This window comes from Micromonospora sp. WMMD754 (assembly GCF_049315235.1).
Lineage (GTDB): Bacteria > Actinomycetota > Actinomycetes > Mycobacteriales > Micromonosporaceae > Micromonospora > Micromonospora sediminicola.
This window is the reverse complement of the sequence record NZ_CP186058.1, coordinates 372,535-398,166: the sequence shown is the minus strand read 5'-3', so window position 1 is coordinate 398,166 and position 25,632 is coordinate 372,535. Positions and strand designations below refer to the sequence as shown.

Sequence of the window (25,632 nt, the reverse complement as noted above, 5' to 3'; positions counted from 1 at the left end):
AGGCCGCCGCGACGACGGAAACGCCCCGCAAGGATCGACAAGACCGGGGACGGCCGGCCCGGCAGGGTGGCCGGCGTGACCACTTCGCACCGCCGACCCGCCGCCCTGCTCGTGGTGCTGCTCACCGGGCAGGCGATGGCCTCCATGGACACCTCGATCACGGCCGTGGCCGCGCCGGCGATCCGGGCCGACCTGGGTGGCTCCGCCGCCGTCCAGCAGCTCGTGCTGGCCGGCTACACGCTCACCTTCGCCGTGCTGGTGGTGGTCGGCGCCCGCCTCGGCGCCCGGCACGGCGGCCCCCGGGTCTTCCTGTTCGGCCTGGCCGGCTTCACGCTCGCCTCGCTGGCCTGCGGCCTGGCCCCGACGCCGGTCACGCTGGTGCTCGCCCGGGTGGCCCAGGGCGCGGCGGGCGCGCTGATGGTGCCGCAGGTGCTCGCGCTGATCCGGGCCGCGCTGCCGGACGCGGCCCGGGCGCGCGCGATCGGGGCGTACTCGATGGTGCTCGCTCTCGGCGTCGCCGCCGGTCAGGTCCTCGGCGGGCTCCTCGTCACGCTCGACCTCGGCGGCCTCACCTGGCGGCTGGCGTTCCTGGTCAACGTGCCGGTCGGGGTGGCTCTCCAGATCGTCGGCCGGCGGGTGCTGGCCGGGCCACCGGCCGCGCCGCCCCGGCGGGAGCCGCTCGACCTGACCGGCGCGGCGCTGCTGGCCGCGGCGATGCTCACCCTCGTGCTGCCGCTGGTGCTGGACACGCCCATCGGGATCCGCGTCGCCGCGGTCGCCGCCGGCGCCGTCGGGCTGCGGCTCTTCCTCGGGTACGAGCGGAGGCGGGCCCGTCGGGGCGACGCCCCGCTGCTGGACGTGACGGTGCTGCGCCATCCCGGCGTCCCGGCCGGACTGCTCGCCTGCTGCGTGGTGATGGGCTGCTACGCGGGCTTCCTGTTCGTGTTCACAGTGCGGGCGCAGGACGCGCTGGGCCTCAGCCCGCTCGCCGCCGGGCTGGCGTTCCTCCCGTACGCCGCGGGTTTCGCCCTGTGCGGTCTGGCGGTCGCACGACTGCCGGAGGCGACCCGCGCGGTCCTGCCGGTGGCCGGGCCGCCGGTGCTGGCCGCGGTGGCGGTGCTCCTCGCCGCGCTCTCCGCCCGGGGCTGGCCCTGGGTGGCCGGCGGCGCGTTGCTGCTGCTCGGCGGCGCAGCGCACGCGGCGGCGTTCAGCCCGCTGGTCACCCGGCTCACCGACGCGGTGCCGGCGGGCGCGGCGGCCGCCCTGTCCGCGCTCGTCTCCACCGGCACGCTGCTCGCCGCCGTGCTCGGGGTGACCGTGGTCGGCGGCGTCCACCTGGCGCTGACCGCGGCCGCCCTGCGGGGGGCCGCGCTGGCCCTGCCGCCGGCGGTCGTCACCGCCGGGTTGCTGCTGGCCGGCGCGGTGGCCGCCCGGCGGGCGCTCCGGCCGGCCCGACCGGTCGCGCCGGAACATATAGTGGAGCATGTCAATTGTTGATCGGTCACGTATGATCGGGGCATGGAGTCGCCGTCCCCCGACGATCGACCCGGCCTGGCCGGGGACACGGTGCGCCGGATCCTGCACGTCGCCGCCGCGCTGCGGCACCACCAGGACGAGGCGGTCGCCGCGCTGGGGCTCACCCCGGCGGCCGCCCGGGCCCTGCACGAGCTGGACCCGGACCATCCGCTGCCGGCCCGCGACCTCGCCGAGCAGTTGGGCTGCGACCGGTCCAACGTCACCGGTCTGGCCGACCGGCTGGAGCAGGCCGGGCTGGTCGAGCGGCGGGTCGACCCCGCCGACCGGCGGCAGAAGACGCTGGTGGTCACCGGGCACGGACGCGAGGTCCGCGAGCGGGTGGGGCGGGTGATGTCGGACTCCCGACTCCTCGACGGGCTGACCACCGCCGAGCTGGCCGCCCTGCGCGAGCTGGTCTGGAAGGTCTCCGACGGCGGCTGCCCCGAGGAGTGCGGCGAGGTCTGAGCCACACCGGGCGGAACGTGTCCGACTGGGCGCGGCGGCCCGGAGTCGGTAATGCTGTCCGACGTGACCACCCCGCACGATCTCGACGACCGGCTCCGCACCGACCTGGCCGCGCTCGGCGCGCCGGAGCGGCGGCGTGACCTGGCCGAGCCGCTGCCCGACGGCGGGCCGCTGACCGGGGCCCAGCTGTTGGCCCTGTTCGACGCGCAGCTCACCAGCCGGCTGCTCGACCTGGCCGGGCGCTGGCTGCGCGGCTTCGGCGAGGGGTACTACACGATCGGCTCGGCGGGTCACGAGGGCAACGCCGCGGTCGCCGCCGCGCTCCGGCCGACCGACCCGGCGTTGCTGCACTACCGCTCCGGCGCGTTCTACTGCCTGCGGGCCGCCCAGGCGGCCGGCGACTTCCCGCCCGGCCCGCCGCCCCCGCTCCCCGACGCACCGCCGTCCGACGATTCGGCGGCGCCCCTCCCCGACGGCTCGCCCGACTCCACGTCGCCCGGTTCCCGGGATGAGCTTCCCGAATCGCGGGAAATGTCCGGATCTGGGAACGACAGTGCCTCCCTGGGGGCCACGTCCCTCCACGATCCGGATCCGGCGGCCGGCACCCGTCTGCGGGATGAGCGGGGCGGTCGGCCGGGTGTCGAGGGGAGCGAACCGTCGGCCGAGGCGGTGCGGCTCCCGCCCGGAGCCGGCGTGACCGTGGACGCGGACGGCGACGCGACGGTCGGCGTGACGCCGGCCGGGGGTGGTGACGCGAGGGGCGGCGTGACCGTGGACGCGGACGGCGACGCGACGGCCGACGTACCCGATCTGCCCCCGCCGGCCCCCGACGACGCCTACGCGGACGCGGCGCGCGACGTGCTGCGCGGAATGGCCGCCTCGGCCGCGGAGCCGATCGCCGGCGGCCGGCACAAGGTCTTCGGCCGGGCCGACCTCGCGGTCGTGCCGACCACCTCCACCATCGCCTCGCACCTGCCCCGGGCGGTCGGCCTGGCACTGGCGCTGGAGCGGCCGCGCCGGGGCGGCCCGCGCGCCGACGGCGAGCCGGAGGCGACGTCCTGGCCGGCGGACGCGGTGGTGGTCTGCTCGTTCGGCGACGCCTCGGTCAACCACGCCAGCGCCACCGCCGCGTTCAACACCGCCGGCTGGTACGACCACTCCGACCTGCGGGTCCCGGTCCTGTTCGTGTGCGAGGACAACGGGCTCGGCATCAGCGTGCGCTCGCCCGAGGGATGGGTGGCGGCCACGCTGCGGTCCCGGCCCGGCATCCGCTACTTCGCCGCCGACGGGACGGACGTGGTGGAGAGCCACCGGGTGGCGGCCGAGGCGGCGGACTGGGTGCGCCGGCACCGCCGGCCCGCCGTGCTGCACCTGGACACGGTCCGGTTGATGGGCCACGCCGGCGCGGACGCGGAGACCGCGTACCGCAGTCCCGCCGAGATCGCCGCCGACGCGGCCCGGGACCCGCTGCTGGCCACCGCGCGGCGGCTGGTGGAGGCCGGGTACGCCGGCGGCGGGGACCTGCTCGCCCGGTACGACGAGCGGGGCTGGCAGCTGCGCCGGATCGCCGAGGAGGTGCTCGACGAGCCGAAGCTGGCCTCCCCGGTCGAGGTGGTGGCGGAGTTGGCGCCGCGCCGGCCGGCGCGGGTGTCCCGGGCGGTCGCCGAGGCGGCGGCCCGGGCGGTGGGTCCGGGCGCCGCCGCCCGCGCGGAGGCGTTCGGCGGCAAGCCGCCGGAGCTGACCGGGCCGCTGACGCTGGCGCAGAGCATCAACGCGGCGTTGGCCGACGGCATGCTCGACGACCCCGGGATGGCCGTCTTCGGCGAGGACGTCGCCGTCAAGGGCGGGGTGTACGGGGTCACCAAGGGGCTGCGGGATCGGTTCGGCGCGGCCCGGGTGTTCGACACGCTGCTCGACGAGACCTCGATCCTCGGGCTCGGGCTGGGCGCCGGGCTGGCCGGCATGCTGCCGGTGCCGGAGATCCAGTACCTGGCGTACCTGCACAACGCCGAGGACCAGCTGCGGGGCGAGGCGGCCAGCATGCGCTTCTTCTCCCGGGGCGCGTTCCGCAACCCGATGGTGGTGCGGGTGGCCGGCCTGGCCTACCAGGAGGGCTTCGGCGGGCACTTCCACAACGACAACTCGGTGGCGGTGCTGCGCGACGTGCCGGGGCTGGTGATCGCGGTGCCGGCCCGGCCGGAGGACGCCGCGCCGATGCTGCGGACCTGCCTGGCGGCGGCGCGGGTGGACGGCAGCGTGTGCGTCTTCCTGGAGCCGATCGCGCTCTACCACGCCCGCGACCTCTACGCCGAGGGCGACGGCGAGTGGACCGCCGAGTACGCCGAGCCGGGCGCCTGGGCCGGCCGGCACGTGCCGGTCGGCCGGGCCCGGGTGTACGGGGTCGGCTCGGCCGAGGACCTCACCGTCATCACCTTCGGTAACGGCGTGCGGATGTCGCTGCGCGCCGCGGCCAGGCTGGCCGACGAGGGGATCGGCACCCGGGTGGTGGACCTGCGCTGGCTCGCCCCGCTGCCGGTGGCGGACATCATCCGGGAGGCCTCCGCGACCGGCCGGGTGCTGGTGGTGGACGAGACGCGGCGCTCCGGCGGGGTGGGCGAGGGGGTGCTGGCCGCGCTGGTCGACACCGGGTACGTGGGGGCGGCGCGTCGGGTGGCGGCACTTGACTCGTTTGTACCATTAGGTCCGGCTGCCCGTCAGGTTCTGGTCTCGGAGGAGGCCATCACCCAGGGTGCCCGTACGCTGCTGGCACGGTAAATTCCGTTCCACCCGGTGCGCCACTTGCGCGGCGAGCCGCAACTGTGTGGACTGGGCGCGACGGCGTCGCACGACGCCACGAGCAGGCATGAGATGAGGAGGCACGCGACAGTGAGCGCGACCGCTGGTCAGGCCGCCGACGGGGTACGCAGCCTGGCGGACCGGTTCGGGATCGAACCGGGCATGGTCGTCATGGAGATGGGCTACGACGACGACGTCGACACCGATCTCCGGGACGCCCTGACCGACCGCTGTGGAGAGCTTGTCGACGAGGACACCGACGAGGTGGTCGACGCGGTTCTGGTCTGGCACCGCGACGGCGACGGTGACCTCTTCGAGCTGCTCGTCGACGCCCTCGGGCCGCTGGCGGACAACGGGGTGGTCTGGCTCCTGACGCCCAAGGCGGGCCGGGACGGCCACGTCGAGCCGAGCGAGGTCGCGGAGAGCGCGCAGACCGCCGGCCTCCAGCAGACCTCCACCATCAACGCCGGCCGCGACTGGAGCGGTGCCCGCCTCGTGCTGCGGCGCGGGTCGAAGAGCAAGAAGTAGGGTCTCCCTGATCATTTCCAGACCCGATCCCGAGGGAGCGCGCATGCCCATCGAGGTTGGCGCCGAGGCGCCGGACTTCCTGCTCAAGGACCAGAACAACCAGGAGGTCCGGCTCTCCGACCTCCGCGGTCGCAAGACCGTGCTGCTGGTCTTCTACCCGCTCGCCTTCACCGGCATCTGCCAGGGCGAGCTGTGCGAGGTGCGGGACAACCTCAACGAGTACGTGAACGACGACGTCCAGGTGCTGACCGTCAGCGTCGACTCGGTCTACGCCCACAAGATCTGGGCCGACCGGGAGGGCTACCAGTTCCCGCTGCTGGCCGACTTCTGGCCGCACGGCGCGGTCGCCCAGGCGTACGGCGTGTTCAACGAGGTCGCCGGCATCGCCAACCGGGGCACGTTCGTCATCGACAAGGCCGGCGTGGTCCGGTTCGCCGAGATGAACATGCCCGGCGAGGCGCGCGACCAGCAGGGCTGGCGCAAGGCGCTGGCCGAGGCCGTCGCCGCCTGATCCACCCCGGGCACGTCGTTCGACCGGGCCGGAGGCCGGCAGGTAAGCTTGCCGCTCCGGCCCGCCGTTCGGGCGTTCCGGGCGCGTAGCTCAGTGGGAGAGCACTCGCCTTACAAGCGAGGGGTCGCAGGTTCGAAACCTGCCGCGCCCACCACACACCACCGGCGGACGGTGGCAGCAGTGGCGGTCATGAAGGGCCGCCTGTCGATTTTCCCAAGGGCCTGCCGGCGAGGCCGGGGCGCCAGTTGGTTCCGCCGGCATCGGAGGACAACGGGATGCTCTCGGACCACCAACAGCGGCTGCGGGCGAGGTTTCTCGCCGCTCCGGTCGTCGCGCCGCCGGAGCCATGGCGGCACCTCGACCGGACGCGCCGGTGCATACCGGTGGGCGGGCTGCAGGGCGTCGGCTTCGGTGTCCACCCGCAGACCGGCGTCGACCTGCTGATGGTCGTCTCGATGGACGGCTTCGGCCTGATCGACGCGACAACGGGTGCGACGATCGCCCGGGACCGTGACCCCGACCCCGACGACGCGTCACCGTCCGGGCCGGACCTGGCCTGTCCGGGCATCGGCGTGCTGGTGGGAACGCGGGTACGCGTCGCCGGGTTGTTCGGCGGCGGCCTGCACGCCACGACCGGCGACGGGTGGACCGTCGACGTGGTGGCGCCCGAGTGGCCGAACCATCGTGTCCTGCTGTCCGCCGACGGCGGTGCCTGCAAGGGCCCACCGGGCACGTCCTGGTGGCACGTCCTCCATGCCGACTACTCCGAACTGCGCGCCGCCGGCTTCTCCCCGTCCGGCCGCACCCTGGCGATCGCCACCAGCAGCGACGTGACACTCATCGTCCGCCCCGATCTCCCGTAAGGGCTCGGGACATCCTCGCGGCCGATCCGACCGTGCCCCCGCTGGCTCTCGTAAGGGCCGGTGACCGTATCAGCCCTTACGAGAGCCGTCGGGCCGCCCCGACGGGTCACTGATCCGGACGCCGTGGGAGCGCAGAAGCGCCTCCACCCGGTCCCGTGTCTCCGGGTCCGGCGCCCGCAACTGCCAGACCCGCCCGACCATGACCGCGTTGTTCGGCCCTGGCACGTCCCACGGACCGCCCTCCGGGAACACGGCGAGCGCGAGCCGGGCGAAGCCGGGCCGGGCGATCCCGGCCTCGCGGATCTCGGACCACCGGTAGCTGCGGATGGCCTGTCCCCGGTGCCGGACCAGCAGTCCTAGGTCGTCGGCGAGCAGCGCCCCGTCGCGCTGGTACCACGCCGCGACCACGGTGGCCGCCGTCAGTCCGCTCCAGGTGAGCACCGAAGCGGTGTGCAGCCGGAAGCCGATCGCGATCGTCGTCGCCAGGATCCCGAGCGGGACGAGCACCGCCGGCCACCACCGCGACGCGAACAGCACCACCGGCTCCACGCCGGCCCCCCGCCCCTCCGCCATCCGACGGTGGTGCCCGCATCGGTCGCGATCGACACCTGCGGCGGCGGCCCGGAGCCACATGCCCCGGAGAGCGATATGACTGCTGGTCATATTCATGACTCAGCGGTATATCGACCACAACACCATGCTCCTCCGGGCTGGCACAATCGCGGGATGACCGAGCGACTGGCGCCGATCCTGCGGGTCCGCGACGCCGACGCCGCCGCGACCTGGTACGCCCGTCTCGGCTTCGCCCGCCTGTGGGAGCACCGGTTCGCGCCGGACCTGCCGCGCTACGTCGGCATCGGCCGGCCCGGCATGGAGATCCACCTGTCCGAGCACGCCGGTGACGCCCGGCCCGGGACGCTGCTCTACCTCTACGTGGACGACGTGGACGCGGCGGCGGCGGCCTGCGGCGGGGTCGAGGTGCGGAGCCAGGACTGGGGGCGGGACTTCGAGGTCACCGACCCGGACGGCAACCGCATCCGGGTCGGGACCGTGCCGTCCTGAGTGACGGTCACTGGCGGCGGCGGGCCTCGGCCTCGACGTCGAGCAGGTCGTTCAGCGCCAGCGCGGAGTTGATCAGGGACAGGTGGCTGAACGCCTGCGGGTAGTTGCCGATCTGCTCACCGGTCGCGGCGATCTCCTCGGCGTACAGGCCGAGGTGGTTGCTGAAGGTGAACATCTTCTCGAAGGTGAGCCGGGCGTCGTCCAGGCGGCCGGACCGGGCCAGCGCCTCGACATACCAGAAGGTGCACATGTTGAACGTGCCCTCGTGGCCGGGAAGACCGTCCGGGGAGTGCACCGGGTCGTAGCGGTGGACCAGGCTGTCGGAGACCAGGTCCCGCTCGATCGACGCCAGTGTGGACTGCCACAGCGGGTCGCTGGGCGTGACGAAGCCGACCGCCGGCATGGCCAGCAGCGCGGCGTCCAGCACGTTCTCGTCGTACGCCTGCACGAAGCTGCCGCGTTCCCGGTGGTAACCGCGGGCCATGACCTGGTTGTAGATCCGGTTGCGCTGCTCGACCCAGCAGGACATGTCGCCGGGGCGGCCGGTGCGGGTGGCCAGCCGGATCGCCCGGTCCAGCGCCACCCAGGACATCACCCGCCCGAAGGTGTAGTTGCGGGGGTGGTGGCGGCTCTCCCAGATGCCGGCGTCAGGCTGGTCCCAGTTGTGGCACAGCCAGTCGACGAGCCGGACGGTGCTCTTCCACACCTGGTGCGACACCCGGATGCCCTGCTCGTCGGCGAGGTGCATGGCGTAGAGCGCCTCGCCGTGGATGTCCAGCTGGAGCTGGTCGGCGGCACCGTTGCCGATCCGCACCGGCCGGGAGCCGCGGTAGCCCTCCAGGTGCTCGAGCACCTCCTCGTGCAGGTCGGAGGAGCCGTCCACCCGATACATGATCTTCAGCGGGTCCTGGTGGTCGCCGGCCTCGCGGATGCGCTCGTCCAGCCAGTCCATGTACCGGCTGACCTCCTCGGTGAAACCGAGGCCGAGCAGCGCGTGCACCGAGAACGACGTGTCGCGTACCCAGGTGTAGCGGTAGTCCCAGTTGCGGGTGCCGCCGACCAGCTCCGGCAGCGCGGCGGTGGGCGCGGCGATCATCGCGCCGGTCGGCGCGTACGTCATGAGCTTCAGCGTGATGGCCGAACGCTCGACCATCTCCCGCCAGCGGCCGGTGTAGCGGGAACGTTCGACCCAGCGCCGCCAGTAGTCCCGGGTCCACTCGAACATGCCCTGGACCTCTTCGGGCGGGATGATGCGCGGCTCGATGCCGCCCGTCTCCAGCACCACCCCACCGGTGTCACCCTCGTTCAACGTGCCGTACGCGACCAGGTCGCCGTCGTCGAGGTGCACGTCGCCGGTCTGGGAGATGAGCCGCCGCACCGGGTCGACCGGGTGGAAGGTGAGCGACTCCGTGCGGCCGCGGAAGACGTAGCCGTTGCGGTGCCGCTCCAGTTGGTGCTTCTCCCGCGCGTAGTCGAACCGGGGCCGGCACTCCACCCTGAACCGCATGCTGCCCCGCACCATGTTGACGATGCGGACCAGGCGGTGCGAGTCGGTGGCCCGCTCGCCGGTGACCGGCATGAAGTCCATCACCTCGGCGACGCCGTCGGCGCTGATGAACCGGGTGATCAGGATCGGCGTGCCGGGGAGGTAGAGCTGCTTGGTCACGTACCGGACCTCGTGCGGGGCGATCCGGAAGTAGCCGCCCTTCTCCTTGTCCAGCAGCGCGGCGAAGATGCTCGGCGAGTCGAAGCGCGGCGCGCAGAACCAGTCGACGGTCCCGTCACAGGTCACCAGCGCGGCGGTCTGCAGGTCCCCGATGAGCCCGTGATCCTCGATCGCCGGATAGCTCTCCACGTCGCCCCCCGGTCTCGACTGCCTCCTGCGCCTTCAACCTAGGGGAAGAATTGTCGGGTTAGGCGGGATTCGCGGTGAGCCCACCCGCCCGCGTGCGCCGGTACGCCTCGACGGCCCGGCGGGTCTCCTCGGCCACGAGGTCCGCGTTGATCATCGCGGCGGTCCGGGCGCCGTCCGCGGCGGCGGCGCCGACCTGGGCGGACAGGTCGGTCACGTTGCCCGCGACCCACACCCCGGGAACCTCGGTACGCCCCGTCGGGTCGGCCGGCAGGTGCTCGCCCGCCCCGCTCGCGTGCGGTGCCGGCCGCAGGCCCAACCCGGTCAGGAACCCGGCCCGCGCCACCATCCGGGGCGCGACGGTCAGCACCTCGCGGGCGACCGTACGGCCGTCGCGCAGGCGTACCCCGGTCAGCCGGTCCCCGGCGACCTCGACGGCCGCGACCTCGCCCTCGACCACCGGCACGCCGCGCGCGGCGAGCTGCTCGGCCTGCTCGTCGGTGAGCGGCGGCGCGGTGTGGCGGAGATAGACCACGTCGTCGCTCCACTGCCGGAACAGCAGCGCCTGGTGCACCGACAGCGGGCCGCTGCCCAGCACTCCGATCGCCTGGTCGCGCACCTCCCAGCCGTGGCAGTAGGGGCAGTGCACCACGTCCCGGCCCCAGCGCTCGCGCAGGCCCGGCACCTCCGGCAGCTCGTCCACCAGGCCGGTGGTGACCAGCAGGTGGGCGGCGCGCACCCGGCGGCCGTCGGCCAGCGTCACGTCGAACCCGTCGTCGTCGCGGGCCGCCGCCTCGACCTCGCCGGTGAGCAGGTGCCCGCCGTAGCCGCGCACCTCGTCCCGGCCGCGTGCCAGCAGCTCGGCCGGCGACATGCCGTCGCGGGCCAGCAGCGCGTGCACCCCGTCGGCCGGGGCGTTGCGCGGGCTGCCCGCGTCGACCACCAGCACCGACCGTCGGGCCCGGGCGAGCATCAGCGCGCCGCTCAGGCCGGCCGCGCCGCCGCCGATCACCAGTACCTCGTAGCCGTCCGTCCGTACCTCGGTCATCTCGACCACCTCCGCGACCAGCCTGCGGCCGTCGCCGCCAAATCTGCAAACTCCGTTGCCGATCTGGCAAACTGGCGGAATGGACGACGACCTCAACGGCGCGCTCGACGCGGTCGGCCCCCGGTTGCGCGCGTTGCGCCGCGAGCGGGAGACCACGCTCGCCGACCTCTCCGCCGCCACCGGCATCTCGGTGAGCACCCTGTCCCGGCTGGAGTCCGGTGGCCGCCGGCCCACACTGGAGCTGCTGCTCCCGCTCGCCCGGGCGCACGGCGTCACCCTCGACGAGCTGGTCGACGCGCCGCCCACCGGCGACCCGCGCATCCACCTGCGGCCGGTCGCCGCGTTCGGGATGACCATGCTGCCGCTCACCCGCCGGCCCGGCGGTATCCAGGCGTACAAGCTGATCATCCCGGCCGGCGGCCGGGCCGTGCCCGAGCCGAAGACCCACGAGGGGTACGAGTGGGTCTACGTCCTCAACGGGCGGCTGCGCCTGGTGCTAGGCGAGCACGACCTGGTGCTCGAACCGGGTGAGGCGGCCGAGTTCGACACCCGGGTGCCGCACTGGTTCGGTCGCGCCGACGCCGAGGGTGTGGAGTTCCTCAGCCTCTTCGGCAGCCAGGGTGAGCGCGCCCACCTGCGCGCCCGTCCCCGTGCCCGCGAGTGATCCTGCCCACGCCGCGCGCTCAGCAGCAGGTCGACCGGGGTTACCCGGCGGTTAGGGTGGCGGCGCGAAGTCGCTCCCGGGACCCGGGACGCGGCTTCGTAGTGCTTCACGGCGTCCGTGGAGCCCAGCCGTCCCGACGTTCTCCGGGCCAACCGCACCGGGACGGCTGCACCCCCACCGCCCGTCCGGCACGACCGGCGGGCCAACCCGGAACGGAGTAAGCCACGCCATGAGCGTGACGACGCAGGATCATGCTGCCCCGGTGGAGCCGACCGAACCCGCCCCGCGGGGTCGCCTCGACCGATACTTCGAGATCACCCACCGCGGCTCGACCGTGCGGCGTGAGGTGCTCGCCGGGCTCACGACGTTCGCCACGATGGCGTACATCGTGGTGCTCAACCCCCTGATCATCGGCACCGCGCCGGACGCCGACGGCAACCTGCTCGGCATCGCCCCGGTCGCCGGCGTCACCGCCCTGGTGGCCGCCGTCATGACGATCATGATGGGCGTCGTCGGCCGGGTGCCGTTCGCCGTCGCCACCGGCCTCGGGCTGAACGCGTTCGTGGCGTACGCGGTGGCCTCGCAGATGTCCTGGGCCGAGGCGATGGGCCTGGTGGTCGTCGAGGGCCTGATCATCACCGTGCTGGTGCTCACCGGCTTCCGCAAGGCCGTCTTCCGGGCCATCCCGGCCGAGCTGAAGGCCGCCATCGCCGCCGGCATCGGCCTGTTCATCGCCATGATCGGGTTCGTCGACGGCGGCCTGGTCCGGCGCGTGCCGGACGCGGCCGGCACCACGGTTCCGGTGCAGCTCGGCGGCGACGGCACGCTGCGCGGCTGGACCACCGTGGTCTTCCTGGTCGGCCTGCTGGTCACCGGCATCCTGGTCGCCCGCAAGGTCAAGGCCGGCGTGCTGGTCGGCATCGTGGTCACCACGGTGGTCGCGGTGATCGTGAACGCGCTGGCCAAGCCGGGACCGGCGTTCGTCGACGGCAAGCCCAACCCGGAGGGCTGGCGGCTCAACGTGCCGACCCTGCCCGACCCGCTGATCCAGAAGCCCGACCTGCACCTGCTCGGCAACGTCTCGTTCGGCGCGTTCGCCAACGTCGGCCTGATGACCGCGCTGCTGCTGGTCTTCACGCTGGTGCTGGCCGACTTCTTCGACGTCATGGGCACCACGGTCGGGCTCGCCAAGCAGGCGAACCTCGCCACCGAGGACGGCACCGACATGCCCCGCCTGGGCAAGGTGCTCTTCGTCGACGGGGTCGCCGCCGTCGCCGGTGGCGCCGGCAGCGCGTCGTCGGCCACCACGTACGTGGAGTCGTCCTCCGGCATCGCCGACGGCGGCCGCACCGGCCTGACCAGCGTGGTCACCGGCGTGCTCTTCCTCGGCGCGCTGCTGCTCACCCCGCTGGTGTCGCTGGTGCCCAGCGAGGCCGCCGGCCCGGCGCTGGTGGTGGTCGGCGCGCTGATGATCCGCCAGGTCAAGGACATCGACTTCACCGACCTCGGCGTCGCCGTGCCGGCGTTCCTCACCATGACGCTGATGCCGTTCACCTACTCGATCACCAACGGCATCGGCGCCGGCTTCGTCAGCTGGGTGGCGATCCGGGTGGCGCAGGGCCGGGCCCGCGAGATCCACCCGCTGCTCTGGGCGGTCGCCGTGGCGTTCGTGATCTACTTCGGCATCAACCTGGTCAAGGCCGTCACCGGCGTCAGCTGACCGCGCCGTCGGGTGCGTTTCCGGTCGTCCCGGCGACCGCAAACGCACCCGGAGCGCGGCCCCGCGGCGGCACGATCAGCCGGTGGGTTATGCGGACGTGGGCGGGCGGCAGGTCTGGTACGAGGTGCACGGCGCCGGCCGGCCGCTGGTGCTCCTGCACGGCGGCTACGGCTCGACCGAGACGTTCGCGCCGGTCCGGCCCGCGTTGGCCGCGCGCCGGCGGCTGATCGCGGTCGACCTCCAGGGGCACGGCCGGACCCCCGACGCGGACCGGCCGCTGCGCCACGAGTCGATGGCCGACGACCTGGCCGCCCTGCTGCGCCGGCTCGACCTGCCCGCCGTCGACCTGCTCGGCTACTCGCTCGGCGGCGGAGTGGCGCTGCGCACCGCGATCCAGCACCCCACCCTGGTCCGCCGCCTGGTCGTGGTCTCCGCGCCGTGCCGGCGGCGCGGCTGGTACCCGGAGGCGCTGGCCGCCATGTCCGCCCACGACGAGCGGGCCGCCGAGCGCATGCGCGGCACCCCGGCGTACGAGCGGTACGCGCGGGTCGCGCCCCGACCGCAGGACTGGCCCACGCTCTGGGCCAAGAGCGGCGACCTGCTGCGCCGCGACTACGACTGGTCGGCCGAGGTGGCCGCGCTGCCGATGCCGGTGCTGCTGGTCTTCGCCGACGCCGACGCGATCCCCACGAGCCACGTGGCCGAGTTCTACGGCCTGCTCGGCGGCGGGCACCGCGACCCGGGCGGCGACGGATCCGAGCGTCCCGCGTCCCGGCTGGCCGTGCTGCCCGGGCTCACCCACCGGGAGGTGGTCGCGTCGCCGGCACTGCCGGCGGCGGTGCTGCCCTTCCTCACCCACACCGTCCGTGCCCCCGGCTGAGCGGCGCGGCACGCCGGGGCGGGTCAGGCGGCGAGCGCGTCCGCGTTCTCCGCCGGGGCTGCGCCCGCCGTCACCCGCGGGCGCAGCAGCGCGTACGCGAGGACGACGGCGACCACGACGAGCCCGGCGCCGACCGCGAACGCGAGGTGGAAGCCGCTGGTCAGCGCGGTGACCCGGTCGTCGCCGTGCGCGACCCGGTCGGTGGTGCGGGCGGCGGCCAGGGTGGACAGCACCGCGACGCCGAGCGCCATGCCGAGCTGCTGGGTGGTGTTGAACAGCCCGGAGGCCAGACCGGCGTCCTCGGCGCGGGCGGCCGACATGCCCAGCGCGGTCAGCGCCGGCAGCACCAGACCGAACCCGGCGGCGAGCAGCATCACCGGCAGCACGTCGACGAGGTAACTCCCGTCCGCCGGCACCCGGGCCAGCAGCGCGAACATGGCGACGAGCAGGACGAGCCCGGCCACCAGCACGGCCCGCTCGCCGAAGCGCCCGTTGAGCCGGGCGGAGACGCCGAGCGACACCGCGCCGATCGTCACCGCCGCCGGCAGCAGGGCCAGCCCGGTGCGGGTGGCGTCGTAGCCGAGCACCTGCTGGAGGTAGAGCGTGACCAGGACCTGGAACGCGAACGTCGCGGCGACGGTGAGGACCTGGACCACGTTCGCCACGGCGACGCCGCGGGAGCGGAGGATCCGCAGCGGCATCAGCGGCCGGCGCGCGGTCGCCTGCCGCAGCACGAAGCCGGCGAGCAGGGCGACCGCGAGGGCGCCCAGGCCGAGGGTGCGGGCGGACGTCGCCCCGTACCGCTCGATCGTGACCACCGCGTAGATGCCGGTCACCAGGCCGGCGGTGACCAGCAGCGCGCCGGCCACGTCGGCGCCGGCGGTGAGCCCGATGCCTCGGTCGGCCGGCAGCGTGCGGGCGGCGAGCGCGATCGTGACCAGGCCGATCGGCAGGTTGATCAGGAAGATCCAGTGCCAGCCGAACGCGTCGGTGATCAGGCCGCCGGCGACCTGACCGATGGCCGCGCCGGCGGCGCCGGTGAAGCTGAACAGGGCGATCGCCCGGGCCCGCTCGGCGGTGCCGGGGAAGAGCGTGACCAGGATGCCGAGGCTCACCGCGGTCGCCGCCGCGCTGCCGACGCCCTGCAGGAACCGGGCGGCGACCAGCACGGCGGGGGAGCCGGCCACGCCGGCCAGCGCCGAGGCCGCGGTGAACAGCGCGGTGCCGGCCAGGAACATCGCGCGGCGGCCGAGCAGGTCACCGAGGCGGCCGGCGAGCAGGAGCAGACTGCCGAACGCGATCAGGTAGGCGTTGACCACCCAGCTGAGGCTCGTCGGGGTGAAGTCCAGGTCGCGCTGGATGGCAGGCATCGCGATGGTGACGATGCTGCCGTCGAGGATGGTCATCAGAGCGCCGGTGGCGAGCACGCCGAGGGCGAGGCCGCGAGACATGGGGTCCTCCTGTCGGAAGGGGCGACAGGAGGACCGTAACGGATAGTTCCGTTACAGACAATCTTTTAAAGAACTACTGGCGTGCGCGGCGTACCGGTCGGGGATTCTGCGCCGGGGTGGCCAGGTGGTCGGCGGCCAGGCTCTCCAGCGCGCGGACGAGGACCTCCCGCTCGTCGTCGGGCAGGCTGGCCAACGCCTCGGCGTGCACCCGGTCGACGATCTCCTGACTGCGCTCGGCCACCCGGGCGCCCTCCTCGGTCACCGCGATGATCCGCGCCCGCCGGTCGGTGCTCGACGGGCGGCGGACGGCCAGCCCGGCCTGCTCCAGCGCGTCCACCGTCACCACCATGGTGGTCTTGTCCATGTCGCCGATCTCGGCGAGCTGGATCTGGGTGCGCTCCTCGGGCAGCGCGTGCACCAGCACGCAGTGCATCCGGGCGGTCAACCCGATCTCGGCCAGGGCCGCGGCCATCCGGGTGCGCAGCACGTGGCTGGTGTGGTCGAGCAGGAAGGACAGGTCCGGGGTGGTACGCGTCGGGCCCATGGCGGTCATGACACCAGCGTACCGACGGTTCCGTGCCGGATGATCCGGCACGGAACGGCGCGCCCGTGGTGGGGGCCGGCGGAGTCGTGTGGCAGCCGGTGGACGGCGCGGCCCGCGTCAGCGCGCCGGCCCGTCCAGCCGGCGGGCCAGCCAGGGCAGCAGCGCGTCGCCCTGCAACCGCTGGAACGCCCGGACGGTCGGGATGCCGGGCGGCGGCGGTTGACGGGCGCCGTCGAGGAAGAACCCGGTGAGCCCGGCCAGGACGCCGGTCAGGTCGGTCGGGTCGACGTGCGCGGTCAGCGGGCGGGTGGCCAGCAGCTCGTCCGGGTCGTGCCCGCCGTACACCTGGACGTTGACCACGGTGAGCAGGGTGTCCAGCCAGGCCGGGCCGCGACAGGCCCAGGGCCAGTCGACGACCGTCACCGTGCCGTCCGGGCCGAGCAGCAGGTTGTCGGCGCGTACGTCGAGGTGGCAGAGCGTGTCGCCGGTCAGCGCGGTGAGGCCGTGGTCGGCGGCGGCGCACAGGTCGGACAGGTGGGCCCGGGCCCACGGATCCAGGTCGGCGGGCGGGTCCTCGGCGATCCGCCGCCAGCCGCCGAAGTCGGTCACGAGCCGCTCGGTGGCGGTGGCGGTCGCGGCGGCGGGGGCCGGGGTGAGCGCCACGGCCATCGCCTCCAGCGTGGACAGCGCGGCGTCCAGCTCGCCGGCGTCCCACGGGGTGACCGGGTGCCGGCCCTCGACGTCGGCGAAGACCAGCGCGATCCAGTCACCGTCGTCGTGGCTGCCGAGCAGGCGGGGTGTCGGCGCGTCGGCGGGCAGGGCGGCGGCGATCCGGGCCTCGGCGCGGTGCATGTCGGGGCTGCGGTCGTTCTGCGCCGGGCTGACCGCCTTGACGAAGGCCCGGCCGCCGCGCGCGGTGCGGATGCGGTCGGCGGTGCCGGGGGAGAAGCCGCCCGGCTGCGACTCCGCCGCCACCACCCGGTCGTCGAGAATGGCCTCGATCGCTGTGCGGACGTGGGCCGGGAGTTCGCGCCAGTGGAGTCGGGTCTTGCTCGGGCCGGTCACCGCCCCACGGTGACGTGTCGCCGCCCGCCGCGGCAACCGGATTGCAAGGAGGGGCCCCTTCTTAACACCCCCTGTTAAGAAGGGGCCCCTCCTCTACCGGATGCGTTAACAAGGGGCCCCTCCTTACCGCGTGTAGCGCAGCACCACCACGCCGCTGTCGAAGGGGCGCGTGGAAGTGAGCGTGAACCGGCGCGGGTCGAAGCCCCGGTCGACCAGCGGGATGCCGCTGCCGACGACGACCGGGTTGAGCTTGACCACCAGCTCGTCGACCTCGTCCAGGAGTTGGCCGGCGAGCTGCCCGCCGCCGCAGAGCCAGATGTCGGCCCCGGGCCGCGCCTTCAGCTCGCGGACGAACGGCACCGGGTCACCGGCGACGATCCGCACGTCCGGATGGTCGGCCGGGGCGAGGGAGCGGCTGAAGACGTACTGCGTCAGGTGGTCGTAGGGGCTGGGGAAGCCGAGCGTCAGGCCGGGCTCGTAGGTCGCGCGTCCCATCAGGACGGTGTCGAAGCGGCCGGCGGGCGGCGAGTCCACGCCGAGCTGGGCGTGGGCGAACGTGGGCAGCGTCTGCGGCCACTCGGAGACCAGGTAGGGAGCGACGTCGGGCTCCAGCGGAAGGAAGTCGAAGGACCCGTCGGGGGCGGCGATGAAGCCGTCGAGGGTGCTGGCGACGAAGTACACGAGCTTACGCAAACCGACTCCGATGTCCGGGGATTCCACGACGGCTGTCGTGGTTCGGCGACGAATGTACAACACCTGTCGTGGTTGTTGCTACTGTCTTCGCGTGGCCAGGAACCCGCAACGCCGTACCCAGCTCGCCGACGCCGGCCTGACGGTCCTCGCCGCCGCCGGCGCGCGCGGACTGACCCACCGGGCGGTCGACGCCGAGGCGGGCGTGCCCACCGGCACGACCTCCAACTACTTCCCGTCCCGGGCGGCGCTGCTCGCCGGCCTGGCCGAACGGATCTTCGACCGGATCGCGCCCGACCCGGCGGTGCTGGCCGACCTGGGGCGCCGGGAGCCGTCGCTCGCGCTGATGACCGACTACCTGCGCGACATCGTCGCGCGCACCACCCGCGAGCCCGACCTCACCCGGGCCCTGATCGAACTGCGGCTGGAGGCGGCCCGCCGGCCCGAGCTGCGGGCCGCGCTCGGCGGCGTGCTCCGCCGGGGGTACGCCGACGACGTCGCCTTCCACGTCGCCGCCGGCCTGCCCGGCGGGGCGTACGAGATCGCGCTGCTGCACTACGCCGTCGACGGGCTCCTGCTCGACCTGCTCACCACCTCGATCGACGCCGGATTCGACCCCGACCAGGTGGTCTCCACCCTCGTCTCCCGTCTGGTGGGAGCCGCACCCGACTGAGCGCCGTCGCCGGCCCAGCGCCGACCCGGCAAGTTATGCCGGCCCGGCCAGCGGGAACGCGGGCCGGGACGTTCCCCGGGAAGGAGCAACGGATGCCGGATCGCACCGGACTGACCATCGGCGTGCTCGGTTCGTACGGCGGTCGCAACCTCGGCGACGAGGCGATCCTCACGGGTCTCCTGGCCGACCTGCGCCAGCACGAGCCGAACGCGCGGATCATCGTCTTCTCCCGCAACCCGGCGCACACCGCGCTGGCGCACCCCGACGTCGAGGCGGTGCCGTGGGAGGGCGTCAGCCGGGTCGACTCCTCCCAGGTGCTCAACCAGCTCGACCTGCTCATCCTGGGCGGCGGTGGCATCCTCTACGACAAGGAGGCCCGGCGCTACCTGCGGGTGGTCCGGGTCGCCCAGGAACGCGGGCTGCCCCTGCTCACCTACGCGGTCGGCGTCGGCCCGCTCACCGACGGCATGGACACCGGCATGGTGCGCGAGACGCTGGCGCAGGCGGTCGAGGTGACCGTCCGCGACCAGGAGTCGCGGATGGTGCTGGAGGAGGCCGGCCTGGTCAACCCGATCACCGTGACCGCCGACCCGGCGTTCCTGCTGGAACCCGAGGAGTTCCCGGCGCAGTGGCTGCGCGAGGAGGGCGTGCCGGCCGGTTCCCGGCTCGTCGGCCTGAGCGTGCGGGAACCGGGGCGCGCCGCGGAACGGCTCGACGTCGACGGCTACCACCGGCTGCTCGCCCAGATCGGCGACTTCCTGGTGCACCGGATCGACGCGTACGTGCTCTTCGTGCCGATGGAGCGCGACGACATCCGGCACTCGCACGGGGTGCTGTCGCACATGATCGCCGCCGACCGGGGCCGGATCCTGCACGGCGACTACCGGCCGGCGCAGATCCTCGGCCTGATGCGCCACTTCGACCTGGCGGTCGGCATGCGGCTGCACTTCCTGATCTTCGCCGCCATGATGAACACGCCGTTCCTGCCGCTGCCGTACGCCGGCAAGGTCTTCGACCTGGCCCAGCGGCTCGGCGTGCCGGCGCTGCGTGGCGTGGAGCGGGAGGTGGAGGGCCCGTTGCTGGCCGAGGTGGACCGGCTGTGGGACGAGCGGGCGGCCCGGGCCGACGAGACCGCCCGGCGGGTGGCCGAGGTGTGCGACCAGGCGCGGGGCACCTCGCAGGTGACCCGCAGCGTGCTGGACAGCATCCGGGCCCGGGCGTTGACCCCCGCGGTCTGACCGGGTCCGGTCAGACCGCCGGGCCGCGCCAGGTGTAGACCCACTCGTGGTCCGGCCGGTCACCCGACTCCAGCTCGTAGATCTGCGCCTCCGCCAACCCGCCCGGCCCGAGGTGGTGGTGGGTCAGCGGCGGGCGGCCGTTGCTGTCCAGCTCGACCGTGACGGTCTCGCCGTCGGCCGTGCCGCCCACCAGGGGGATGTGCACCGAGGAAGCCATGCGCCCATCCTGCCCCGGCCGGCCGGGACGCGCAGCGGATCACGGGGCAGCGGGCGGGCCACGGTGGCGACTAGGGTCCGGGAATGGCGAACTCGACGATCGACCCGGCACTCGGTCCGGTCCTCGCCCGCACGGGCGACGAACGGGCGATCCTCGACGCGTTCCTCGACTTCCACCGCGCCACCGTGCTGCGCAAGGCACGCGGCCTCGCCGACGCCGACGCCCGCCGGCGCCTGGTGCCCTCGCTGACCACCCTGGCCGGGCTGCTCAAGCACCTGACCCTGGTCGAGGGCAACTGGTTCGGCCGGTTGTTCGCCCCCGAGCCGGGCGACGTCTACCTGACCTCGCAGGAGGAGGCCGACGCCAGCTTCACGCTCGGCCCGGCCGACACGGTCGAGGCGCTCACCGTGGCCTACGAGGCGGCCTGCGACCGGTCCCGGGCCATCGCCGCCCGGTTCGACCTCGACCACGTGGTGCCGCACCCGCAGCTCGGCGAGGTGTCGCTGCGCTGGGTGCTGGTCCACCTGATCGAGGAGACCGCCCGGCACGCCGGCCACGCCGACATCCTGCGCGAGCTGACCGACGGCGAGACCGGCGCGATCTGAGGCTCAGCGCCTCGGGAGCAACCCGTCCGGATACTCCATCCCGTCGTGCGTGCACGCCGCGGCGGCCACCCGGGCGGCGTAGCGGGCCGCGTCGAGCGGGGCGGCGCCGCGCAGCCGGGCCGCGATCAGGCCGGCGGCGAAGGCGTCTCCGGCGCCGTTGGTGTCCACCACCGGCGCCGGCGGCTCGGCCGCGGGCACGTGTGCCGGCGGGGCGTCCGGGGCGTACAGCGTCGCGCCGGCGGAGCCACCGGTGACCAGGACCGTGCGCGGCGCCAGCGCGGCCGCCTCCTTGCCGGCCCGCTCGCCCAGCTTGACGTCGCTGACGAAGACCAGGTCGGCGGCCTCGGCGAAGGGCCGGTGGTAGTCGTTGTCGCCGTCCCAGTCGTGCAGGTCGGTGGAGAGGGAGGTGGCGGCGCGCAGCACCGGCAGCGCGTCCCGGGCCCAGTCCATGATCGACACGTGTACGTGGGCCGCGCCGACGACCAGCGCCGCCAGCTCCGCCTGCGGGAACGGCGCCGGACCGGACCAGGGCCGCGGGTCGTAGAGCGACATCCGCCGGCCCGCCGGGTCGACCAGGTTCACCGAACGGCGGGTGCCGGCGGGCGCGTCGACCAGCACGGTCCGCACCGAGGTACGGGCCAGCGCCGCCCGGACCACGTCGCCGGCCGGGTCGGTGCCCAGCACGTCGACGAGCGTCACCCGGAGACCGAGCGCGTGCGCGGCCAGGGCCACCCCGGCGCCGGTGTTGCCGATCCGCAGCTCGACCGGGGGCACGGTCAGCGAGTCGGCGGCGGGCAGCGGCAGGGCGGGCACCCGGGCGCGGACGTCCACGCCGAGCCCGCCGATCACGAGGAGGTCGACCATGGCGCCGACGATAACGCCGACCGGCCGCCTATCCTGGCCCCGGGCGTCGTCGAGGGGGAAAGCACGTGCTGGTCATCCACGGGCTGTGGCTGCCCGGTGCCGGGCTCGCCCTGTGGGCCGAGGACGGCACGCTGCCGGCCCGGGCGCCCCGCCGACCCGGCCGCGTGCCGCGCGAACGACCGCACCCGTTCGCCGCCGACCACGCCACGCTCGCCGCCGCGCTCGACGGGCCGCCGGGCGAGCCGGTCTCCGTCCTGCTCGGCCTGCCCACCCGCGCCGGCTCGCCGGTCGACTCGCCCGAGCTGGTCCGGGCCGCCGTCGAGGACCCGGGCCGCGGTCCGGTCACCCGCGCCGGCTGGCGGGTGCCCGCCCTGGCGTACGCCCCGGACGACGCGTTCGCGCTGCTGCGCGCGGGGTGGCCGCACCCGGTCGGGGCGAGCCTGCGCCACCTGGGTGAGCTGGCCGACTTCGCCGCCGACCTGGTGACGCGGGGTCGGGTGCTGCCCGGCGTCGTCGACGCGTACCCCGGGGGTGGGCGGCCGGCGTCCGGCCGACGGGCCGACGGGCCGGGCGGCGCGGTTCCCGGCGGGCCGCTGTCGACGGCGCTCGCGGGCCCGGACGGGTCGGCGCCCGGACGGCAGCCGTCGGCGGCGGCCCGGACCGGGGGCGGGCGAGGGCTGCGGGTGGTGGCCGAGACCGACGTGGCGACCGCGCTCGCGGTCTGGCGGCCGCTGCTCACCGGCACCGACGCGGCGTGGGCCCGCGACCTGGCACTGGCCCTGCCCCCGGCGGCGCGGGCGGCCCGCGAGTGGCAGCCGGAGGCCGCGGGTGCGCCCGTGGTCGCCCCGGTGACGACAGGCGCGCCCACCGCAGCCGGCGCGGGACCGGGGGAGCTGGTCGCGGAGGCGCTGGACGCCCTGGTCGACGCCGCCGCCCGGGTGGCCCTGGCCGACACCCGGCTGCACCGGGCGATGCGCCCCGGCGGGCCGGTGCCGCGCTGGCTGGCCGCGCTCACCGGCCCGCAGCGCGCCTTTCCCGCCGAGCCGGCCGCGCTGGAGACCCTGCGGGCCGAGCTGGACGCGTGGCAGCGCGACGCCGCCGGCGGCGCGGTACGGGGCACGTTCCGCCTCGTCGAACCGGCCGTCGATCCGGTCGCCGAACTGGTCGAGGGTGCCACCTGGCGGGTGGAGTTCGGCCTGCACCCGGCCGACGAGCCGGGGCTGGTGGTCGACGCCGGGCACATCTGGCAGCGACCCGCGCCCGCGCTCGCCGCACGGGGCGTGGACCCGCAGGAGACGCTGCTGGCCGAGCTGGGCCGGGCCAGCCGCCTCTGGCCGGAGCTGGAGGCCGCGCTGCGCTCCGCCGCCCCCGAGGGAATGGAGCTGGACGCCGAGGGCGCGCACCGGTTCCTGCGCGAGGGCGCGCCGGTGCTGCACGCGGCCGGTTTCGGGGTGCTGCTGCCGTCCTGGTGGCGGCGTTCCTCGTCCCGGCTCGGCGCGCGGCTGCGGGCGCGCAGCCGCACCGCTCCCGGCGCGGTGGCCACCACCGCCGGCGGCCTCGGGCTGGACGCGCTCGTCGACTACCGCTGGGAGCTGGCGCTCGGCGACCAGCCGTTGACCGCCGAGGAACTGGCCTCGCTGGCCGACCTGAAGTCGCCGCTGGTCCGGCTGCGCGGCCGGTGGGTCGAGTTGGACGCGCAGCGCCTGGAGGCCGGGCTCCGGCTGCTCCGTTCCTCCGGCGAGCTGACCGTGGCGGACCTGCTGCGAATGGGGCTCTCCGGCGACGACCGGGCCGGTGAGCTGCCGGTGCTCGACGTGGTCGCCGACGGGGCGCTGGGCGAGCTGCTGGCCGGCGAGGCGGAGCGGCGGCTCACCCCGGCCGACCCGCCGCCGGGCTTCGCCGGGACGCTGCGGCCGTACCAGCGGCGCGGGCTGGCCTGGCTGGCCTTCCTCCAGTCGCTCGGGCTCGGCGGGATCCTCGCCGACGACATGGGCCTGGGCAAGACCGTGCAGCTGCTCGCGCTGCTCGCCGGCGACCCGCCGGAGGCCGGGCCTACGCTGCTGGTCTGTCCGATGTCGCTGGTCGGCAACTGGCAGCGGGAGGCGGCGAAGTTCGCGCCCGGGCTGCGGGTGCACGTGCACCACGGCGCCGAACGTGCCCGGGGCGACGGCTTCGCCGCCGCCGTGCGGGAGTCGGACCTGGTGCTCACCACGTACTCGGCGGCCGCCCGGGACGCGTTCGAGCTGGCCGGCGTCGACTGGCACCGGGTGGTGGTGGACGAGGCGCAGGCGATCAAGAACGCCGCGACCCGGCAGGCCGAGGCTGTCCGGTCGCTGCCCGCGCGGCACCGGGTCGCGGTCACCGGCACGCCGGTGGAGAACCGGCTCGCCGACCTCTGGTCCATCATGCAGTTCGCGAATCCGGGGCTGCTCGGCCCGGCGGCGACGTTCCGCAAGCGCTTCGCCGAGCCGATCGAGCGGCACGGCGACGCCGAGGTGGCCGAGCGACTGCGCCGGATCACCGGCCCGTTCGTGCTGCGCCGGCTCAAGACCGACCCGTCGATCATCACGGACCTGCCGGAGAAGCTGGAGATGGAGGTGGTCTGCAACCTCACCGCCGAGCAGGCCGCCCTCTACCGGGCCGTGGTCGACGACATGATGGCGAAGATCGAGTCCAGCGACGGGATCGAGCGCCGGGGTCTGGTGCTGGCCACCATGACCCGGCTCAAGCAGGTCTGCAACCATCCCGCCCAGCTGCTGCACGACGGGTCCGCGCTGGTCGGCCGCTCCGGCAAGCTGGAACGCCTCGACGAGATCGTCGACGAGGTGCTCGGGGCGGGGGAGAAGGCGCTGCTGTTCACCCAGTACGCCGAGTTCGGCGGCATGCTGCGCGGGCACCTGTCGGCGCGTACCGGCAGGGAGGTGCTGCTGCTGCACGGCGGCGTCGGCAAGGCCGAACGGGACGCCATGGTGACCCGGTTCCAGTCCCCGGACGGGCCACCGCTGTTCGTGCTCTCCCTCAAGGCCGGCGGCACCGGCCTGACGCTGACCGCCGCCAACCACGTGGTGCACGTGGACCGGTGGTGGAACCCGGCGGTCGAGGACCAGGCCACCGACCGGGCGTTCCGCATCGGACAGCGCCGCCGCGTCCAGGTCCGCAAGTTCGTCTGCGCCGGCACGGTGGAGGAGAAGGTGGCCGCGATGATCGCCGACAAGCGCAGCCTGGCGCGGTCGGTGGTGGGCAGCGGGGAGCAGTGGGTCACCGAGCTGTCCACCGCGACGCTGCGGGAGCTGTTCACGTTGGAGTCCGGGGCGGTGGTCGAGTGACCACACCGGACGACCGGCCGGCCCGCCGGTTCGACGAGTACGGGCCGCCGCTGCGGGTCGAGGGCGGCCTGCGGGCCCGCAGCACCCGGGGCGCGATCGGGCAGTCCTGGTGGTCGCGCCGCTTCCTGGAGGTGCTGGAGTCGTTCGCGCTCGGCTCCCGGCTCACCCGGGGCCGGGCGTACGCACGCCGGGGGCAGGTGCTCCGGCTGGACGTCTCACCCGGCGAGGTCACCGCCGAGGTGCAGGGGTCCCGGCCGACGCCGTACCCGGTGCGGATCGGGCTGGCCGCCCATCCGGAGGAGGTGTGGCGGCGGATCGAGGCGGAGCTGGCCGGGCAGGCGTTCTTCAGCGCCCGCCTTCTCGCCGGCGACCTGCCGGGCGAGTTGGAGGGGGTGTTCGCCGAGGCGGGCGCGCCGTTGTTCCCCGAGCGGGTGGGCGAGTTGGCGCAGCGCTGCGGCTGCCCCGACTTCGCGGTGCCGTGCAAGCACCTGGCGGCCACGTTCTACCTGCTGGCCGAGGCGTTCGACGCGGACCCGTTCCAGCTGCTGCACTGGCGCGGCCGGCCCCGGGCCGACCTGCTCGACCGGCTGCGGTCGCTGCGCGGGGCGCACCCCGCCGACACCCCGTCGGACGCCGGCACGCCGGACGCCCTCATGCCGGACGCCGGCACGCCGGACGTCGGTGGCGCGGTGCCGGTCCTCGGAGCCGCCCGCGCGATGGCCGGGCTGCCGGCCGTCGAGCCGGACGAGGAACTGGCCCGGTTCTGGCTGTCGCCGACACCGTTGCCGGACCAACCGCCCACCCTGGCCACCGGGCCGGAGCTGCTGCTGCGCCAGCTCGGCCCGCCGGGCGCCGGGATCGGCGGGCCGGGCCTGGCCGAACGGCTGCGGCGTGCGTACCGGGAGTTCGGTCGCGGCGAAGCCGCGTCCCCCAGGGAGTTCGGTCGCGGCGAAGCCGCGTCGCCCAGGGAGTTCGGTCGCGGCGAAGCCGCGTCGGAGCGTTAAGCGGGGGCCCCTCCTCTACCGGAGGCGTTAAGCGGGGGCCCTTCCTTACGC

At 74.7% G+C, this 25,632-nt stretch carries 23 protein-coding genes, 1 tRNA gene and 2 pseudogenes; 17 read left to right on the top strand and 9 right to left on the bottom strand.

What is annotated here, in order from left to right; translation table 11 throughout:
• Nucleotides 1-75 precede the first annotated feature (75 nt).
• The 8 genes and pseudogenes from ACN27B_RS01795 (at nt 76) to ACN27B_RS01760 (ending at nt 6,678) form a co-directional block, all read left to right on the top strand.
• Entirely contained in the window at nt 76-1,497 is a 1,422-nt protein-coding gene (locus ACN27B_RS01795) for an MFS transporter (protein ID WP_157779184.1), read from the top strand.
• 21 nt (nt 1,498-1,518) lie between these two features.
• Nucleotides 1,519-1,980 carry a MarR family winged helix-turn-helix transcriptional regulator gene (locus ACN27B_RS01790; protein WP_099164140.1) on the top strand — a complete coding sequence of 154 codons (462 nt, stop codon included), beginning with the start codon at nt 1,519-1,521 and terminating at the stop codon, nt 1,978-1,980.
• A gap of 51 nt (nt 1,981-2,031) precedes the next feature.
• Nucleotides 2,032-2,379: pseudogene (locus ACN27B_RS01785) on the top strand (transketolase); the annotation flags it as partial.
• A gap of 435 nt (nt 2,380-2,814) precedes the next feature.
• Nucleotides 2,815-4,755, top strand: a pseudogene (locus ACN27B_RS01780) (thiamine pyrophosphate-dependent enzyme); the annotation flags it as partial.
• A 111-nt stretch (nt 4,756-4,866) separates the two neighbouring features.
• Entirely contained in the window at nt 4,867-5,304 is a 438-nt protein-coding gene (locus ACN27B_RS01775; RefSeq protein WP_091572628.1) for a DUF3052 domain-containing protein, read from the top strand.
• Between the two features lie 43 nt (nt 5,305-5,347).
• Nucleotides 5,348-5,815, top strand: a complete 468-nt coding sequence (locus ACN27B_RS01770; RefSeq protein WP_091572632.1) for a peroxiredoxin — start codon at nt 5,348-5,350, stop codon at nt 5,813-5,815.
• A gap of 79 nt (nt 5,816-5,894) precedes the next feature.
• Nucleotides 5,895-5,969: transfer RNA gene (locus tag ACN27B_RS01765), tRNA-Val, on the top strand.
• A 121-nt stretch (nt 5,970-6,090) separates the two neighbouring features.
• Complete coding sequence (locus ACN27B_RS01760; protein WP_422743195.1) at nt 6,091-6,678, top strand: hypothetical protein; 588 nt, start codon at nt 6,091-6,093, stop codon at nt 6,676-6,678.
• A 69-nt stretch (nt 6,679-6,747) separates the two neighbouring features.
• Here ACN27B_RS01760 and ACN27B_RS01755 read toward each other — a convergent pair whose 3' ends face one another.
• The gene (locus ACN27B_RS01755) at nt 6,748-7,251 is read right to left on the bottom strand and encodes a hypothetical protein (RefSeq protein WP_422743193.1); all 504 of its coding nucleotides are present in this window, start codon (nt 7,249-7,251) and stop codon (nt 6,748-6,750) included.
• A gap of 153 nt (nt 7,252-7,404) precedes the next feature.
• On the opposite strand from ACN27B_RS01755, the gene ACN27B_RS01750 reads away from it, so the two are divergent.
• Nucleotides 7,405-7,740, top strand: a complete 336-nt coding sequence (locus tag ACN27B_RS01750) for a glyoxalase superfamily protein (protein ID WP_099164144.1) — start codon at nt 7,405-7,407, stop codon at nt 7,738-7,740.
• A 7-nt stretch (nt 7,741-7,747) separates the two neighbouring features.
• Here ACN27B_RS01750 and ACN27B_RS01745 read toward each other — a convergent pair whose 3' ends face one another.
• Together ACN27B_RS01745 and ACN27B_RS01740 are read right to left on the bottom strand one after the other, a co-directional pair.
• Complete coding sequence (locus ACN27B_RS01745; RefSeq protein ID WP_099164145.1) at nt 7,748-9,595, bottom strand: glycoside hydrolase family 15 protein; 1,848 nt, start codon at nt 9,593-9,595, stop codon at nt 7,748-7,750.
• Nucleotides 9,596-9,653: 58 nt separating this feature from the next.
• Entirely contained in the window at nt 9,654-10,640 is a 987-nt protein-coding gene (locus tag ACN27B_RS01740; RefSeq protein WP_422743191.1) for an NAD(P)/FAD-dependent oxidoreductase, read from the bottom strand.
• Nucleotides 10,641-10,719: 79 nt separating this feature from the next.
• Here ACN27B_RS01740 and ACN27B_RS01735 point away from each other — a divergent pair, with 79 nt between their 5' ends.
• The 3 genes from ACN27B_RS01735 (at nt 10,720) to ACN27B_RS01725 (ending at nt 13,904) form a co-directional block, all read left to right on the top strand.
• Nucleotides 10,720-11,304, top strand: a complete 585-nt coding sequence (locus ACN27B_RS01735) for a helix-turn-helix domain-containing protein (RefSeq protein ID WP_099164146.1) — start codon at nt 10,720-10,722, stop codon at nt 11,302-11,304.
• A gap of 229 nt (nt 11,305-11,533) precedes the next feature.
• Nucleotides 11,534-13,024 carry an NCS2 family permease gene (locus tag ACN27B_RS01730; protein ID WP_422743188.1) on the top strand — a complete coding sequence of 497 codons (1,491 nt, stop codon included), beginning with the start codon at nt 11,534-11,536 and terminating at the stop codon, nt 13,022-13,024.
• A gap of 82 nt (nt 13,025-13,106) precedes the next feature.
• The gene (locus tag ACN27B_RS01725) at nt 13,107-13,904 is read left to right on the top strand and encodes an alpha/beta fold hydrolase (protein ID WP_099164148.1); all 798 of its coding nucleotides are present in this window, start codon (nt 13,107-13,109) and stop codon (nt 13,902-13,904) included.
• Nucleotides 13,905-13,927: 23 nt separating this feature from the next.
• On the opposite strand, the gene ACN27B_RS01720 is transcribed toward ACN27B_RS01725, so the two are convergent.
• The 4 genes from ACN27B_RS01720 to ACN27B_RS01705 all read right to left on the bottom strand — a co-directional run bounded on the left by ACN27B_RS01720 (nt 13,928) and on the right by ACN27B_RS01705 (nt 17,684).
• Nucleotides 13,928-15,355, bottom strand: a complete 1,428-nt coding sequence (locus ACN27B_RS01720; protein WP_422743186.1) for an MFS transporter — start codon at nt 15,353-15,355, stop codon at nt 13,928-13,930.
• A 73-nt stretch (nt 15,356-15,428) separates the two neighbouring features.
• Entirely contained in the window at nt 15,429-15,908 is a 480-nt protein-coding gene (locus ACN27B_RS01715; RefSeq protein ID WP_422743184.1) for a MarR family winged helix-turn-helix transcriptional regulator, read from the bottom strand.
• A 108-nt stretch (nt 15,909-16,016) separates the two neighbouring features.
• Nucleotides 16,017-16,964, bottom strand: a complete 948-nt coding sequence (locus tag ACN27B_RS01710; RefSeq protein WP_099164151.1) for a phosphotransferase — start codon at nt 16,962-16,964, stop codon at nt 16,017-16,019.
• A gap of 123 nt (nt 16,965-17,087) precedes the next feature.
• Nucleotides 17,088-17,684, bottom strand: a complete 597-nt coding sequence (locus tag ACN27B_RS01705) for a dihydrofolate reductase family protein (protein WP_172967947.1) — start codon at nt 17,682-17,684, stop codon at nt 17,088-17,090.
• A 64-nt stretch (nt 17,685-17,748) separates the two neighbouring features.
• Between ACN27B_RS01705 and ACN27B_RS01700 the strand changes: the two genes are divergently transcribed.
• Together ACN27B_RS01700 and ACN27B_RS01695 are read left to right on the top strand one after the other, a co-directional pair.
• Nucleotides 17,749-18,327: a TetR/AcrR family transcriptional regulator gene (locus tag ACN27B_RS01700; RefSeq protein WP_099164153.1), complete on the top strand. Its 579-nt coding sequence runs from the start codon at nt 17,749-17,751 to the stop codon at nt 18,325-18,327.
• Between the two features lie 92 nt (nt 18,328-18,419).
• On the top strand, nt 18,420-19,565 hold the full coding sequence (locus ACN27B_RS01695; protein WP_099164154.1) for a polysaccharide pyruvyl transferase family protein: 1,146 nt from the start codon (nt 18,420-18,422) through the stop codon (nt 19,563-19,565).
• A 10-nt stretch (nt 19,566-19,575) separates the two neighbouring features.
• Here ACN27B_RS01695 and ACN27B_RS01690 read toward each other — a convergent pair whose 3' ends face one another.
• Nucleotides 19,576-19,782: a hypothetical protein gene (locus tag ACN27B_RS01690; RefSeq protein WP_099164155.1), complete on the bottom strand. Its 207-nt coding sequence runs from the start codon at nt 19,780-19,782 to the stop codon at nt 19,576-19,578.
• Nucleotides 19,783-19,865: 83 nt separating this feature from the next.
• Between ACN27B_RS01690 and ACN27B_RS01685 the strand changes: the two genes are divergently transcribed.
• Nucleotides 19,866-20,387 carry a DinB family protein gene (locus tag ACN27B_RS01685; protein ID WP_098746787.1) on the top strand — a complete coding sequence of 174 codons (522 nt, stop codon included), beginning with the start codon at nt 19,866-19,868 and terminating at the stop codon, nt 20,385-20,387.
• A 3-nt stretch (nt 20,388-20,390) separates the two neighbouring features.
• Here the strand turns inward: ACN27B_RS01685 and ACN27B_RS01680 are convergent, their stop codons facing one another.
• Entirely contained in the window at nt 20,391-21,251 is an 861-nt protein-coding gene (locus ACN27B_RS01680; RefSeq protein ID WP_422743180.1) for a carbohydrate kinase family protein, read from the bottom strand.
• Nucleotides 21,252-21,316: 65 nt separating this feature from the next.
• Between ACN27B_RS01680 and ACN27B_RS01675 the strand changes: the two genes are divergently transcribed.
• On the top strand, nt 21,317-24,577 hold the full coding sequence (locus ACN27B_RS01675) for an SNF2-related protein (protein WP_422743178.1): 3,261 nt from the start codon (nt 21,317-21,319) through the stop codon (nt 24,575-24,577).
• On the top strand, nt 24,574-25,581 hold the full coding sequence (locus ACN27B_RS01670) for an SWIM zinc finger family protein (RefSeq protein ID WP_422743176.1): 1,008 nt from the start codon (nt 24,574-24,576) through the stop codon (nt 25,579-25,581). The genes ACN27B_RS01675 and ACN27B_RS01670 overlap by 4 nt, the downstream gene beginning before the upstream one ends.
• Nucleotides 25,582-25,632: the final 51 nt, after the last annotated feature.

What these genes read in the sequence shown, in the direction of transcription:
- ACN27B_RS01790 (WP_099164140.1), top strand. Translation starts at nt 1,519, where the DNA reads ATGGAGTCGCCGTCCCCCGACGATCGACCCGGCCTGGCCGGGGACACG.
- ACN27B_RS01770 (WP_091572632.1), top strand. Translation starts at nt 5,348, where the DNA reads ATGCCCATCGAGGTTGGCGCCGAGGCGCCGGACTTCCTGCTCAAGGAC.
- ACN27B_RS01760 (WP_422743195.1), top strand. Translation starts at nt 6,091, where the DNA reads ATGCTCTCGGACCACCAACAGCGGCTGCGGGCGAGGTTTCTCGCCGCT.
- ACN27B_RS01755 (WP_422743193.1), bottom strand. Translation starts at nt 7,251, where the DNA reads ATGGCGGAGGGGCGGGGGGCCGGCGTGGAGCCGGTGGTGCTGTTCGCG.
- ACN27B_RS01750 (WP_099164144.1), top strand. Translation starts at nt 7,405, where the DNA reads ATGACCGAGCGACTGGCGCCGATCCTGCGGGTCCGCGACGCCGACGCC.
- ACN27B_RS01740 (WP_422743191.1), bottom strand. Translation starts at nt 10,640, where the DNA reads ATGACCGAGGTACGGACGGACGGCTACGAGGTACTGGTGATCGGCGGC.
- ACN27B_RS01735 (WP_099164146.1), top strand. Translation starts at nt 10,720, where the DNA reads ATGGACGACGACCTCAACGGCGCGCTCGACGCGGTCGGCCCCCGGTTG.
- ACN27B_RS01730 (WP_422743188.1), top strand. Translation starts at nt 11,534, where the DNA reads ATGAGCGTGACGACGCAGGATCATGCTGCCCCGGTGGAGCCGACCGAA.
- ACN27B_RS01720 (WP_422743186.1), bottom strand. Translation starts at nt 15,355, where the DNA reads ATGTCTCGCGGCCTCGCCCTCGGCGTGCTCGCCACCGGCGCTCTGATG.
- ACN27B_RS01715 (WP_422743184.1), bottom strand. Translation starts at nt 15,908, where the DNA reads ATGACCGCCATGGGCCCGACGCGTACCACCCCGGACCTGTCCTTCCTG.
- ACN27B_RS01695 (WP_099164154.1), top strand. Translation starts at nt 18,420, where the DNA reads ATGCCGGATCGCACCGGACTGACCATCGGCGTGCTCGGTTCGTACGGC.
- ACN27B_RS01690 (WP_099164155.1), bottom strand. Translation starts at nt 19,782, where the DNA reads ATGGCTTCCTCGGTGCACATCCCCCTGGTGGGCGGCACGGCCGACGGC.
- ACN27B_RS01685 (WP_098746787.1), top strand. Translation starts at nt 19,866, where the DNA reads ATGGCGAACTCGACGATCGACCCGGCACTCGGTCCGGTCCTCGCCCGC.
- ACN27B_RS01680 (WP_422743180.1), bottom strand. Translation starts at nt 21,251, where the DNA reads ATGGTCGACCTCCTCGTGATCGGCGGGCTCGGCGTGGACGTCCGCGCC.